General features: G+C 36.5%; 15 protein-coding genes. 6 read left to right on the top strand and 9 right to left on the bottom strand.

Translation table 11 applies throughout. The annotated features are described in order from the left end of the window. Positions 1-209: 209 nt before the first annotated feature. From coaE to ruvB, 4 genes are read right to left on the bottom strand one after another with little or no spacing between them, the layout of a single operon-like run. On the bottom strand, positions 210-839 hold the full coding sequence (gene coaE / locus CRS_RS18295; RefSeq protein WP_142725416.1) for a dephospho-CoA kinase: 630 nt from the start codon (positions 837-839) through the stop codon (positions 210-212). A gap of 9 nt (positions 840-848) precedes the next feature. After that, a complete protein-coding gene (locus tag CRS_RS18290) occupies positions 849-1715 on the bottom strand; it encodes an MBL fold metallo-hydrolase (protein ID WP_142725415.1) in 867 nt (288 codons plus the stop codon). A 13-nt stretch (positions 1716-1728) separates the two neighbouring features. Continuing rightward, positions 1729-2340 (bottom strand): FMN-binding negative transcriptional regulator, encoded by a 612-nt coding sequence (locus tag CRS_RS18285; protein ID WP_142725414.1) that lies wholly within the window; start codon positions 2338-2340, stop codon positions 1729-1731. A gap of 43 nt (positions 2341-2383) precedes the next feature. Further along, on the bottom strand, positions 2384-3406 hold the full coding sequence (ruvB, locus tag CRS_RS18280; protein ID WP_002976338.1) for a Holliday junction branch migration DNA helicase RuvB: 1023 nt from the start codon (positions 3404-3406) through the stop codon (positions 2384-2386). A gap of 259 nt (positions 3407-3665) precedes the next feature. Here ruvB and hutI point away from each other — a divergent pair, with 259 nt between their 5' ends. The 3 genes from hutI (at position 3666) to CRS_RS18265 (ending at position 7330) form a co-directional block, all read left to right on the top strand. Beyond that, positions 3666-4889: an imidazolonepropionase gene (gene hutI, locus CRS_RS18275; RefSeq protein WP_142725413.1), complete on the top strand. Its 1224-nt coding sequence runs from the start codon at positions 3666-3668 to the stop codon at positions 4887-4889. An 89-nt stretch (positions 4890-4978) separates the two neighbouring features. Next, positions 4979-5899 carry a formimidoylglutamase gene (gene hutG, locus CRS_RS18270; RefSeq protein WP_142725412.1) on the top strand — a complete coding sequence of 307 codons (921 nt, stop codon included), beginning with the start codon at positions 4979-4981 and terminating at the stop codon, positions 5897-5899. 138 nt (positions 5900-6037) lie between these two features. Beyond that, positions 6038-7330, top strand: a complete 1293-nt coding sequence (locus tag CRS_RS18265) for an aldehyde dehydrogenase family protein (RefSeq protein WP_142725411.1) — start codon at positions 6038-6040, stop codon at positions 7328-7330. Between the two features lie 90 nt (positions 7331-7420). Here CRS_RS18265 and pyk read toward each other — a convergent pair whose 3' ends face one another. The 5 genes from pyk to CRS_RS18240 are packed head-to-tail and all read right to left on the bottom strand — an operon-like array spanning position 7421 to position 11603. Then, positions 7421-8866 (bottom strand): pyruvate kinase, encoded by a 1446-nt coding sequence (pyk, locus tag CRS_RS18260; protein ID WP_002976346.1) that lies wholly within the window; start codon positions 8864-8866, stop codon positions 7421-7423. Further along, positions 8859-9332, bottom strand: coding sequence for an IPExxxVDY family protein (locus CRS_RS18255; RefSeq protein WP_142725410.1), 474 nt, complete (start codon positions 9330-9332; stop codon positions 8859-8861). Before CRS_RS18255 ends, pyk begins: the two co-directional genes overlap by 8 nt. Then, the gene (gene rnc, locus CRS_RS18250; RefSeq protein WP_142725409.1) at positions 9310-10074 is read right to left on the bottom strand and encodes a ribonuclease III; all 765 of its coding nucleotides are present in this window, start codon (positions 10072-10074) and stop codon (positions 9310-9312) included. Before rnc ends, CRS_RS18255 begins: the two co-directional genes overlap by 23 nt. A gap of 9 nt (positions 10075-10083) precedes the next feature. Further along, a complete protein-coding gene (gene fabF / locus CRS_RS18245; RefSeq protein ID WP_142725408.1) occupies positions 10084-11328 on the bottom strand; it encodes a beta-ketoacyl-ACP synthase II in 1245 nt (414 codons plus the stop codon). 35 nt (positions 11329-11363) lie between these two features. Further along, the gene (locus tag CRS_RS18240) at positions 11364-11603 is read right to left on the bottom strand and encodes an acyl carrier protein (protein WP_002976354.1); all 240 of its coding nucleotides are present in this window, start codon (positions 11601-11603) and stop codon (positions 11364-11366) included. A 537-nt stretch (positions 11604-12140) separates the two neighbouring features. Between CRS_RS18240 and CRS_RS18235 the strand changes: the two genes are divergently transcribed. From CRS_RS18235 to CRS_RS18225, 3 genes are all read left to right on the top strand, one after another. Further along, entirely contained in the window at positions 12141-12617 is a 477-nt protein-coding gene (locus tag CRS_RS18235; protein WP_142725407.1) for a hypothetical protein, read from the top strand. Between the two features lie 157 nt (positions 12618-12774). After that, positions 12775-13434: a tyrosine-type recombinase/integrase gene (locus CRS_RS18230; RefSeq protein WP_142725406.1), complete on the top strand. Its 660-nt coding sequence runs from the start codon at positions 12775-12777 to the stop codon at positions 13432-13434. A 124-nt stretch (positions 13435-13558) separates the two neighbouring features. After that, positions 13559-14011, top strand: a complete 453-nt coding sequence (locus tag CRS_RS18225; protein WP_142725405.1) for a hypothetical protein — start codon at positions 13559-13561, stop codon at positions 14009-14011. The last annotated feature ends 120 nt before the right edge of the window (positions 14012-14131 follow it).

Genomic DNA, 14131 nt, shown 5'->3' with positions numbered 1-14131 from the left:
TCAACGGAGTTTATGTGATAGATATCGATGATAACGGTAAAACGGTTCAGAAGAAATTTATCAAAGAATAGATAACCTAAATTTCAGATAGAATAAGCCTCCAGGAATGGAGGCTTATTTTTTATAAAAAGATCCTGGTTGAATTTGAATAACTAAGAAATATTTTTTGCAGAAAAAACTCGTTAGAAATTTTTCTAACGAGTTCTTATTTATTCAATACTGAAAATTACTTTCTCAGTTTGTTCTTTTAGTTCTTCCAGATTGGTATTGTTGTAGATAATACAATCTGCCATTTTGATTTTATCTCTTTCAGGCATTTGTTTTTCCATAACAGCTTCCACTTCGCGGTAGGTTTTGTTATCCCTGTCCATTACTCTCTTGATTCTGATATTATCCTCAGCGGTTACCAGAAGAGACTTGTAGCATTGTCTGTTAAGTTTTAACTCAAATAATAATGCTGTTTCTTTGAAAACCAGATATTTGCTTTGTTGGCTGACCCAATTATCAAAATCAATCCTTACTGCAGGGTGAATGATTTCATTTAGCTGCTGAAGCAGATCTTTGTTATTAAAAACTTTATCTGCAACAAATTTTCTATCATACCATCCGTTTTCATCGTAAGAACCTTCGCCAAGAAGCTCTTTTATTTTTATTTTCAGCTCTTCGCTTTCATTGACAATGCTTTTTGCCCTGTCATCAGAGTAATACACCGGAAAACCGAATTCCTCTATAAAATGCGCTACTGTAGTTTTTCCGGAGCCTATACCGCCGGTTAACCCTATGATCTTGGGTGCTGGTTCCGGCTCTGTCTGTTGGGTTTCTGAATGTAATTCTTCCATGACTAAAAATTAATATCCAAAAACATCATTAAAGCTGAACGTTTCGTCAAGTCTTACGCCTTTATCAGTCATTTTTAGGCTTGCAAGCTCATTATGGGCATCATGTTCAAAGAACAATAAATATTCGTTATCCACGCACTGTTTAAGGAATTTTCCCTTTTCTTCCAGTGTTAAAAGAGGTCTGGTATCATATCCCATCACATATACCTGGTTGATATGCCCGGCTGTAGGAATAAGGTCGGCTGCGAAAACCAATGTTTTTTCCTGATATTGAATGACAGGGAGCATTTGCTTTTCCGTATGCCCGTCTACAAAAATGACATCCATCTTCAGATCAGGTGCAAAACCATAATTTCCTGTAGTTGGGAGCGGTAAAAAATTAAGCTGGCCGCTTTCCTGCATTGGCATAATATTTTCCTTCAGAAAGCTTGCTTTTTCCCTTGCATTAGGTTCTGTAGCCCACTGCCAGTGATTTTCATTAGTCCAGAAGTTGGCGTTTTTGAAGGCGGGTCTGTATCCGGATCTGTCGTCATTCCATTCAATAGCGCCACCGCAGTGATCGAAGTGAAGGTGAGTAAGGAATACATCTGTAATATCCTCCTTTACAAAGCCATATTTTTTAAGATTTTTATCAAGAGTATCATCTCCCCACAGGGAGTAGTGTCCGAAGAATTTATCATCCTGTTTGTTTCCTAGACCACAGTCTACAAGGATCAGTTTTTTCCCGTCTTCAATAAGCAGGGAACGGGTTCCCAGTTCGATCAGGTTTCTTTCGTCTGCCGGGTTTGTTTTTTCCCACAGACTCTTTGGGACGACTCCGAACATAGCACCGCCGTCCAGTTTAAATTTTCCACATTGTATTGGATATAACTTCATATGTATATTTTGATTATTTTTTTATTAATTTCATTTTCTCCGCAATTTTTCTGGCATTATCATCAGATTGCTCAAGCTGTGTGATAATGTTATTAAAATCATTCTCTTTTCTGTTCTGAGAAAGTTTTTGTTTGATAAATATTTCAGTGGGAATGATTTTAATACCAAAAGCTCCTTTCATTTCTTTTTCCACAAACTCTCTTCCCATATCTTTTACCATCATTGGGCATTGCTGGAAGCTTTCATATTTGGAAGTTAATTTGTCCAAATGGGCATAGAGCTCATCATGACTCATTACTTCAACTTTTCCATAGACCTGTACGGCTTCATAATTCCAGGTAGAAACATTGATATGATCATACCAGCTGCTGGATATGTAAGTGTGAGCACCTAAAAAATCACAAAGAACTTCATCTCCGTTTTTTAAAATTTTTGCCTGAGGATTAGCCCTTGAAATATGAGTTTCAATATAAGCCTTTTCGGGATTGTCTTCATTAAGCATCATCATAGAATGAGTTGCCCGTATCTTATCGACCGAAGAAATCAGTAAAGCGAAAGAATTTTCTTTGATGATTTCTCTCATCAAATTGTAATCTTCACTTCTGTATAATTTAGGTATAAACATAAACTAATCAATTCTCATTAACCTTAAACCTCAAAACTTTGAATTAAAATAGCTCTCCAGGGTTTTTGGGTCTTGTAATATTCAAATGTCTGTAAGCTTTATCAGTAACCTCTCTTCCTCTGGGAGTACGGATAATAAATCCTTCCTGAATTAAAAAGGGTTCATAAACCTCTTCCAGTGTTTCCGGGTTTTCACCGATAGATGTTGCCAGGGCGGAAATCCCAACCGGTTTTCCCTTGAAATTTTCAATCATAACACGCATGATCTTATTATCCATTTCATCCAGTCCGAACTCATCTACATTCAGAGAATCCAGTGCATATTTTGTAATTTTGATCTCAATTTCACCATTTCCTTTGATCTCGGCAAAGTCACGTACTCTCCTCAGCAGTGCATTCGCAATTCTTGGAGTCCCGCGGCTTCTTCTGGCAATTTCAATGGCTGCATCTTCATAAATAATAACACCCAAAACCCTTGCACTTCTTTGGATAATCATTGACAAAAGCTCAATAGAATAATATTCCAGCCTGCTTTGGATCCCAAATCGGGCAAGCATGGGCTTGGTAAGCATACCACTTCTTGTCGTAGCGCCTACTAAGGTAAAAGGATTCAGCCCGATCTGTACACTTCTGGCATTAGGGCCCGTCTCCAGCATGATATCAATCTTGTAATCTTCCATGGCGGAATACAGATATTCTTCCACCACAGGAGAAAGCCGGTGAATCTCATCAATGAAAAGAACATCATTTTCCTCCAGATTGGTCAATAAACCTGCTAAGCTTCCTGGTTTATCCAATACGGGACCGGAAGTAATCTTACAGTTCACTCCAAGTTCATTGGCAATAATGTTGGCTAAAGTAGTTTTTCCCAATCCTGGCGGTCCATGTAATAATACGTGGTCCAGTGCGCCGCCACGCCTCTTTGCAGCGGTAACAAAAACTTCAAGATTTTCCAGCGTTTTTCTCTGTCCCGCAAAATCTTTAAAGCTTTGGGGACGGATCTGTTCTTCCTGCATGAGCTCCTCTCGTGAGTAGTTTTCCTTATCTGGGTGTAAAAAATCTGGCATTAATTCAATTCCTTTACCTCAAAGATAGCAAATTTAGACTAAGGTTGAAGGGCTGATTAAGAAAAGGTGAAGATTGAAGCCGAGTTTCTCTTAAGGTTGAAAATGGGAATAGCTAAGATTTAAATAATTGGGATATTTTAAGTATTTTTGAGAGGAGAAATTATTAATAAAAATTAATAAAATTTTGATTGTTTAGCAGATGAATACTGGCTGGAAGATCAGCAGGTCTCAATCTAAACATGACATTAACTTTAAACTAATGAAATTAATAGGACCATTTAAGCAGGTTGTAACACTTGCTAATCTACCATTAAGAGGAAAAATTTCCGATGAACAGCTGGAAATTATTGTTGACGGAGGAATTGTAGTAGATCAGAATACCATTCATAAAACCGGAAATTTCGAAATATTAAAATCAGAAAACCCAGGGATAGCTATTGAACCGATTGCCGGAGAGCAGGTAGTTCTTCCTGCTTTTGTAGATTCACATACCCACATTTGTTTCGGAGGAAACCGTGCCAATGATTTTGCTATGCGTAATGCCGGTAAGACTTATCTGGAAATTGCAGAAAGCGGCGGCGGAATCTGGAGCTCTGTTCAGCATACAAGAAATGCTTCAGAAGAAGAATTGTTGAAAACTCTGATTGAAAGAATCAGCTTTTTGGTTGATCTTGGGATTACGACCATTGAAGTGAAAAGCGGCTATGGTCTGGATGTAGAAAATGAGCTGAAAATGCTCAGAATTATTAAAAAAGCACAGAGCGAAACTAAGGCTACTTTAGTTCCTACTTGTCTTTCAGCTCACTTAAAACCAAGAGATTTTGATGGAAGCAATCCTGAATATCTTGACTATATCATTACTGAAATTCTACCCAAAGTAAAAGAAGAAGGATTGGCTGAAAGAGTGGATATTTTCATTGAAAAGTCAGCTTTTCAACCTGAAGAAAGTAAAAAGTTCTTACTTAGAGCAAAAGAACTGGGCTTTGAAATCACGGTTCATGCTGATCAGTTTACACCGGGAAGCTCAAGAATTGCAGTGGAAGTAGGAGCAAAGTCAGCAGATCATTTGGAAGCAACGATAGATGAAGATATTCAGTTTCTGGCAGATTCTGATACCGTGGCAACTGCGCTTCCGGGAGCAAGCTTAGGACTGGGTGAGAAATTTACCCCGGCAAGGAAATTATTGGATGCAGGCGCTATTGTAGCCATTGCGAGTGACTGGAATCCGGGATCTGCACCTATGGGGAATTTAATTACCCAGGCATCTATTCTCGCTAGTTTCCAGAAACTGACTACCGCTGAAGTATTGGCCGGAATGACTTTCCGTGCTGCTTATGCATTAAACCTTGAAGATAGGGGACAGCTTGAGGCAGGAAAAAAGGCAGATTTTGTCACTTTTAAAACAAACAACTTCCAGAATGTACTGTATAATCAGGGAAGTTTAAAAGCTGAGAAGGTGTATATTGATGGAAATCTGATATAAAAAATTATAAATAAACCATACTTTGTCTTCAATGAGCCGGTTCCCAGTGTCTGCTTATTGAAAACAAACAATAGGCAAATGACTGAATAATGAATAATATTTGGCAAGGCAGATTGGACGGAGAAGAACTTCTCTATCACAGAATATTTCAAAGAGTAAAAGAAGAACGTAATTATGACAATATCACAGCAAATGATTTTGTATTACATGGTTTTGCTGTAGATGAAGGAGTAAGGAGAAATAAAGGCCGTCAGGGAGCTAAAGATGCCCCGGATATGATCAGAAAAAATATGTCGAATTTCCCGGTTATCATGCCTGATTTTTCAATGCTGGATTTTGGGAATGTTACCTGTGAAGACGGTAATCTGGAAAATACACAGAATAGCCTTGCTAAAAATGTTTCAAAAGTACTTTTAAAAGGAGGGAAATCCCTCGTGCTGGGTGGGGGGCATGAAGTAACTTATGCCCATTATTTAGGTGTTAAGACCGCTTTCCCGGAACAAAAAATCGGGATCATCAATATTGATGCCCATTTTGACAACAGACAGCCAGAAAAAGGGGTAGGACCAAGCTCTGGAACAGGATTCTGGCAGATTGCCCAGGAAGGTCCGATCAACTCTCTGCATATTGGCATTCAGAGAAACTCAAATACGTTGAAACTTTTTGATACTGCTCATCAATATGGGATGAAATACATCCTTGCAGACGAACTGTTTTTTGAAAATCTACCTTCTATTTACCAGCGTATTGATGATTTGCTGGACAATGTGGATTTTGCCTATCTTACAATTTGTATGGATGTTTTTAATGCATCAGTCGCTCCCGGAGTTTCCGCTGCAGCATATAATGGTATCTTTGCAGATACAGCTTTTATGCATTTTTACAGACATATCTTAAAAAATAAAAAACTGGTTGCCCTGGACGTGGCTGAAGTAAATCCTTCTTTCGATATCCAGGACCGGACAGCAAGACTGGCAGCCTGTCTTGTGAATGAATGGCTAATGATTTAAGATAAAGCTATATTCTTCCGATAGAGAAAATCATTATTTTATTAACCCCTAAGGAATGGAATTTGCTGATTTCACCGTGCTTTTAAAATAAGAGCACTCATAAATTCATTAGCTGAATTTAAAACAGAAATTTATATTATGGAACAATTAATTGAAAGCAAGCTTATTAAAGCAGATAAAGCGTTTTCAGTGTGGAGAAAAGTGCCGTTTGAGGAAAGGCAGAAGTTAATTGCAAAAGCAGCAGAAATTCTAAAGAATAATTCGGAGAAATTTGGAAGGATCATTACGTCGGAAATGAATAAACCCCTTTCCGAATCAATTGCTGAAGTGGAGAAATGTGCTTTGATGATGAATTATTATGCCGCCGCAGAAAATACATTAAAACCTGAAAAAGTTGAATCTGAATTTACTTACTCTGAAGTTCATTATGCTCCCAAAGGAGTGATCTTAGGAGTGATGCCCTGGAATTTTCCTTTCTGGCAGGTACTGAGATTTGCAACGCCTGCAATTTTGGCCGGAAATACAGTGGTTTTAAAGCATGCTTCAATTTGCTTCGGAAGTGGAAATGCTATCGAAGAAGTGCTTTTGGAAGCAGGTTTTCCGGAAGGTATTTTCCAGAATCTTGAAGTAGGACACCAAGTTGTAAAAGAAATCCTTGAACACAACGCGGTAAAAGGAGTAAGCTTGACAGGTAGCGGAAAAGCAGGTGGGGAAGTAGCTTCAATAGCTGGTTTAAATATTAAAAAATCCCTACTCGAATTAGGAGGAAGTGACTCTTTTATCATTTTTGATGATGCAGATTTGGAAGAAGCAGCAAAAGCAGGAGTAAAATCAAGGCTTCAGAACTGTGGACAAACCTGTACTGCAGCTAAAAGATTTATTATTGATGAAAAGATTGAAGAGCAATTTTTACCTATATTTATTGAGGAATATAAAACTTATGAAGTTGGAGATCCCTTCAGTAAAGAAACAAAATTAGCAGGAATGGCAAGACCGGACCTGGCTGACGAATTGGAAGCGCAGTTCAACAGAGCCCTGGAAAATGGTGCAGAAATCATTATTCCTTTGGAGAGAATTTCTGAGAATGAATTTAAGCCAGGTTTAATCAGGGTTCAGGAAGGAAATCCTATCTTACAGGAAGAGCTTTTTGGGCCTCTTGGAATGGTAATGACTGCAAAAAGTGATGAAGAGGCTTTACAGATGGCAAATGATATTCCTTTCGGGCTTTCCAATTCTGTTTGGACAAAAAATAAAGAGCGCCAGTTATTCTTCATTGAAAACCTTGAATCAGGAACAGTTAATATCAACCGTATGACGAGTTCTGATCCACGTTTCCCTTTTGGAGGTACCAAAGCCTCGGGGTATGGGACAGAACTGTCTCTGTTGGCTTTAAAAGAATTTGTAACAGCTAAGACAATTGTAGGCAATTAAGATTTACAATTTTGAATAAAAAAAACTCCCGGAAATCAGTTTCCGGGAGTTTTTTTATATGTTTTCACAAAAAGTAATTTTGCTTATTGCTTATACTGTAGTCAATCTCAGTGTATTTGTTTTTCCACCTTCATATGATGGAGTAGCATTGATGTTGATAACGAAGTCTCCGGTTTCGATATAACCGTAGTTATGGGTCAGCATATTTACCTGGATGATCGTCTCATCAGTAGATTTCTTCATGTCATAATAGTATGCATGAACCCCCCAAAGCAGATTCAGCATTGTGATCACTCTTCTGTTACCACTGTATACAATGATATGGGAATTTGGTCTGTGTGCCGCCAGCTGGAAAGCAGTGTATCCTGAATGAGTAAGGGTTACAATCGCAGAAACATTTGTTGTTTTGGCAATTCTTACCGCTGCAAGACAAACTCTGTTGGTAATGAATCTTTCATCGATACAGTTATAATCTTTTTCGATAGGCTCATTCTTGTGCTGATAGAAATGAGTTGTTTCGATATTTTTTACAATTTTAGCCATGTTTTCCACCACCTGTACCGGATATCGGCCTACAGATGTTTCTCCTGAAAGCATTACCGCGTCAGCTCCATCCAATACAGAGTTGGCAACGTCATTTACTTCCGCTCTTGTTGGTGTTAAGCTGTTGATCATGGTTTCCATCATCTGAGTAGCAATAATTACCGGTTTGGAATAAAATCTTGCTTTCTCTACCAGGTTTTTCTGGATGGCAGGAACTTCTTCCATTGGAACTTCCACCCCAAGATCACCACGGGCAACCATTAATCCGTCACATTCAAGAAGGATTTCGTCAATATTTTTAACCCCTTCAGGTTTTTCAATCTTCGCAATAATAGGCGTCTTGAATTTACCATTCGGATGGCTAGCAATTAATTCTTTCAGGTCAATGATATCCTGTGCATGACGAACGAAAGAAAGAGCAATCCAGTCTACCTCCATGTCAAGCATGAAATTCGCATCCTGAATATCTTTTTCTGTCAATGCCGGAAGAGATACCTGTGTATTAGGTAGGTTAACTCCTTTTTTAGAGCTCAGAGGTCCCCCTTGAATAGTTTTCGCTTTTACAGTATCCTTTTCGTTGGTTTCAGTAACTTCCAATACCAGCTTCCCATCGTCAATAAGGATTCTTTCCCCTACTTTTACGTCCTGTGGAAACTGTTGGTAAGTCATGTACACCTTGGTGGAATCTCCTTCCATCTTCTCATTGGTGAAGGTAAGAATATCACCCGGATTCAGGTAAGACCCTTCTTTTACGACACCCACTCTCAGCTTTGGACCCTGAAGATCTCCCAGGATACCTACTGAATAACCATACTCGCTGTTTAGCTCCCTAATTATTTCAATATTTTTTCGAACTAAGTCGTAATCTGCATGGGAAAAATTTATTCTGAAAATATCAACACCTGCTTTCATTAAATCTAACATAACCTCCTTCGACGATGATGCAGGCCCTAGTGTTGCGATAATTTTTGTCTTCTTTAAATACTTATTCATAATACTGGATAATTTGATAAAGTTCCTCATCAGAACTCAGTGTATAATCTTGAATTGGAAACACAAGATTTTCAGGGAGCAAAATTACGGAAAAATCAGGAAACTGTTCCGAACTATGCAGAATATATTCTACATCTACCTGATTATTTAATAAAAATTTAATGTTTTCTTCTTCTGTAAAGAGTTCTGTCTGAATTTTTTTTTGCTTACTTTCAGAAGATTTATTTGAAATGAAGGTAAAACAGGTTTTGGTAAACTTGTGGTAGGCCTCATATCTTGGAAAAAAATAATCGTAATATCCTCCGTGGAAGACAAGATCTTTCTTTCTTGAAAAATTAAGATCGTTGGTTTGATTTATTTTATAAAAAAACTCATGAGCAGGTATATCTTTTGCTAATCTTACCAATCCTATGGCAATATCTTCAAATTCTATATCATCAAGATCATAAAGTTTTTGAATTTCCAAGTATATTTTCTTTTTTGTTTAAAATATAAAATGCCCTTTGCGCCGCCTTTTCCTCTGCTTTCTTCTTGGATGTCTCCGTTGCATTGGCAATTTTATCATCTCCCAGCCACACGTGGCATCTGAATACTACAGATTTATTAGCCTGTATTTCCTCGCAGGTTTCATACTTGATATTGACTTTTTTCTTCTGGCTCCATTCAAGAAGCAGACCTTTATAGCTTACAATTTTATTTTCAAGCTTATTGATCTCTGAAGGGGTCAGCAGTTTTTCCAGAATGATCCTTTTACAGGTATCATAATGGAAGTCTAAATAAATGGCACCGATTAAGGCCTCGAATAAATTTCCGGAAATATTTTCACCTAAAGCTGAAGAATTATTTTGCTTTTGCAAAAGTTGGGTTAGCTTGAGGTCTTCTCCTAATTTATTGAGGTTTTTCCTATTAACAATTTTAGATTTCATCTGTGTCAGATATCCTTCATTAGCCTGTGGATAAGTCTGGAATAAATGACAGGAAATAATTGTACCCAAAACAGAATCCCCCAAAAATTCAAGCCTTTCGTAATTGCTGTCTTGATTTTTAGAAGAATTTTTCAAAGAAAAAGCTTCGCGGTAAAGAGCAATATTCTGTACCTCTGTACCCAAGACTTTTTTAAGCTCGGTACTGAGAAAATAATCTCTCTCCGTTAATTGTCTTTTTCTTTTTTTGAGAAGGAATTTAGAAAAGTATTTCTGTAACTCCATTCATTGAATTTAGATTTTCTTAAATAGAACGCAAGCGTTGTGCCCGCCAAATCCAAAAGTATTGCTCATGGCTACTTTTACATCTTTCTTCACAGCATTGTTAAACGTAAAGTTTAGTCTGCTGTCAATATTTTCATCATCAGTAAAATGGTTGATGGTAGGAGGAACAATACCATGAATAATAGTTCCCAATGCAGCGATAGCTTCAATGACACCTGCAGCACCTAAAAGGTGACCAGTCATTGATTTTGTAGAATTGATCTGAATGTCATAAGCATGCTCGCCTAATAATTTCGAAATTGCATTGGATTCTGCGATGTCTCCTAATGGAGTAGAAGTACCGTGCATATTGATATGATCTACTTCATCAGCAGTTAAGCCTGCATCTTCCAAACAGTTTTTCATTACCAGATAAGCACCAAGACCTTCAGGGTGTGGAGCGGTCATATGATGTGCATCAGCACTCAGACCTCCTCCTAACAATTCTGCATAAATTGTAGCACCACGTTTTACAGCGTGCTCATATTCCTCAAGAACGATACATCCTGCTCCTTCACCGAGTACAAATCCATCTCTGTCTTTGTCAAAAGGTCTTGAAGCTGTCTTAGGATCGTCATTTCTTGTAGAAAGTGCCATCATTGCGTTGAATCCACCGACACCACTTGCTGTAACGGCTGCTTCAGAGCCTCCGCACACAATTACGTCTGCTTTTCCTAGCTGGATCAGCATTTTGGAATCAATTATTGCATTTGCTGAAGACGCACACGCAGATACCGTAGTATAGTTCGGTCCATGAAAACCGTATTCAATAGAGATATGTCCTGGAGTAATATCCGCAATCATTTTCGGAATAAAGAATGGGTTGAATCTCGGAATTTCCGTATTGGCCCATCCTAACACTTCAGTTTCAAAAGTCTCTAATCCTCCGATTCCTGAACCCCAGATTACTCCAACTCTGTTTTTATCTACATTGTCTTCAATAATCCCGGAATGCGCTACTGCTTCTCTTGCAGCAACAAGTCCCAACTGAGTGTTTCGGTCCATTTTTTTAGCTTCTTTCTTATCGAAATGCTGCAACGGATCGAAATTTTTCACTTCGCAGGCGAACTTTGTTTTAAAGTTTGTGGCATCAAAAAGAGTAATCGGAGCGGCACCGCTCTCACCTTTCACAAGATTTTCCCAGTATTCTTTTGCATTATTTCCTATTGGTGTTATTGCTCCAAATCCGGTTACAACTACTCTTTTTAATTCCATAAACTTTGTTTAATTTCTTTTTTTGTTGAAGAATATTATTTATTTACTACTTCTTCGATGTAAGCGATAGCGTGTCCTACAGTAGTAATTTTTTCAGCTTGGTCATCAGGGATCTGAATGTTAAATTCTTTTTCAAATTCCATGATTAACTCAACTGTATCTAGTGAATCAGCTCCTAAATCGTTAGTGAAGCTAGCTTCAGGAGTTACTTCTGTTTCTTCAACGTCAAGCTTATCAGCGATGATAGCTTTTACTCTTGATGCAATGTCTGACATAGTAAATTATTTTTTTAATTGTTAGATGGTGCAAATATATAAAATTCTTTACGATAAAACATTTTTTTACTCTTTTTTGTGGATAGACGGCCTTCATTTTAGCTTATGAAGTTTTAGTCTTTTAGTTTTCAGGAGGTTATATTTGTTATCTGAAGATGAATGTAAAATCAATATTAGAAAGACTAAAAGAGTCTACGAACGATCTTGCTTTGAAAGTCCATCTTAGGAGCTTCATTTTTACAATATCATCTTAAAATTAATTATTTGTTTAGATAACTCAATAGGTTTTCATTTTTGAAACGTACTTATATATATGATGCATAAAAATTATTCTTAATGTAGGATATAATAAAAGAGTATAATTAAAAAACCATCGAGAAGTCGATGGTTTTAGTGGAGTTGGAGGGATTCGAACCCTCGTCCAAACAAGCAATACATAAGCTTTCTACATGCCCGAAGATAAAATAGACCCATTGTTTTATGCTTATCTTTTAGAGTTCGGATACAATTTTGGGAACAATTTTGAATCGAAAATTTATGGCATCAGTTAGTTTTTTTAACAGGGGTAAAGTTGAAAACAAGTTCAGTACAATTTGGGTACGATTAAGAGATAAGGGGATAGATGTAAAAGTGCCTATCTCACATTTAAAATGTAAACCAAAAGATTGGAAAAATGGTAAATGTGTGATAAGTTCACGAAATACAGATAGTGATTTAGGTGAATTGAATATAGAACTTATTAGACTTGAAACGAAAATAATTTCAAATTACACAAACTACAAACCTGAAATAGATTTAAAAGGTTGGCTTGAAGATACTGTCAATCCCGAAAAAGTTATTTCAGAAAAGATAGAACCTCAGTCAAATAACATACTTTCGTTTATTGATGACTATGTTAATCTAAAGAGGGATACCGTAAGTGAGTCAACCATTAAAAAAGCAAACGTTGTTAAACAGTTGGTAAAGCGTTATTGTGATGACCTTAGGGCTAGAAAAAAAACTTTAAACATTTGAAGTTTTCTGATTTAGATAATTCTTTCAGAGTGGATTTTTAAAAGTATTGTCTTCGGGAGAATTATAAGACATCTACAACTTATCGAAATCTTAAATTTTTGAAAATGATTTGTAAGGTTGCAGAGTCTCTTGATATAGAAGTGAATAAGCATGCTTTTTGTGGAAGTTTGATATAGAAAAAGCATCTAGAAATGTCCCGAAGTCTGTTTATCTTAATTTTGATGAGCTAGACAAAATAGAAAGAACAGAAATGCCAAATGAATGCTTAGATAATGCTAGGGATTGGTTGTTGATAGCTTGCTATACAGGACAGAGAGTTAGTGATTATTTGAGGTTCAATTCCAGTATGATTGTAAAAGATGATGAGAATCAATCTTACATAGAGTTTAATCAAGTCAAAACAGGAACTAAGATGCAAATTCCACTGCTACAAAAGGTGCAAAATATTTTGCTGAAAAGAGGAGGTGAATTCCCGCGCAAAATTTCGGATGTAAATCTTAATCTATACATTAAGGATGTTTGTGAAATAGCTGGTATAAATGAGATTCTGTATAATGGAAAGGTCATGACAATTGAGAGAGAAGATTTGCCCAGAATCACTAGAAAGGTTTTTGGTTGCTATCCAAAATATCAACTTGTAACATCCCACATTGGGAGAAAAAGTTTTGCTACAAACTTTTATGAAAAAATTCCTATTACCTACTTGCTGAATTTTACAGGACACAAAACAGAGAGACAACTCCTTACATACATAAGTAAGACAGATGTAGAGAAAGCGAAATCAACAGCGAAAATTTTTAAAAGTCTCGGCTATTAATTATTTTAAATTATAATTCACACACTAGACTGTTAGATTATTTTACTACAAGAAAAGATTTTTCTGATTTTGGTTAGACATCTAAGTGTAAAAATAAGATGTATATTTAAGAAAAACTTTAATAATGAATAATATCTCTATCGATGAAGAGTTTTCGCAAGAATTTCAATCTTCAGAAAAATTTCAGAAAATTTTAGATATTGCAAAACTTAATCTTGAAGATTACAATGCAAGAATGAATACCTCGTATGACCTAACTTACAAAGACGTAGGTGAAGAAAAATTTAGATTTACTCTTGATGATTCAGATAATTATCAGGATGGTATTGCTGGAGATGTCAATTTTTTTGTTCTGTGGAATGCTGAAAAAATTGATAAGTCTTACTTTGAAATTTTTTATCAAAACATTGGAAATTACGAATATGGTGAATTATCTTTTTACAATAGTCCGCATGTAAATAAAGATGAGGTTTATCAAAAGAAGGTAACTGAATTTAAAAAGAAATATGATGATTACAGCCCTTTAGGATTTCTGACAGATGAAGAAAGCCAGTCAGTAAAATCTGAGATAAATTGAATTAGTCAATACTTAATCTGACAGTTGTAATCAAATTAAATAACTTTAAAACAGATTAAGTATTATGACAACACAACAAAAAATCATCAAGAACAAATTAGGCGTACTTGAATTAGCACA

The organism is Chryseobacterium sp. ON_d1, from assembly GCF_006829085.1.
Classification (GTDB): Bacteria; Bacteroidota; Bacteroidia; order Flavobacteriales; family Weeksellaceae; genus Chryseobacterium.
The sequence above is the reverse complement of the archived record's forward strand: the minus strand, read 5'-3'. Positions and strand labels throughout refer to the sequence as shown.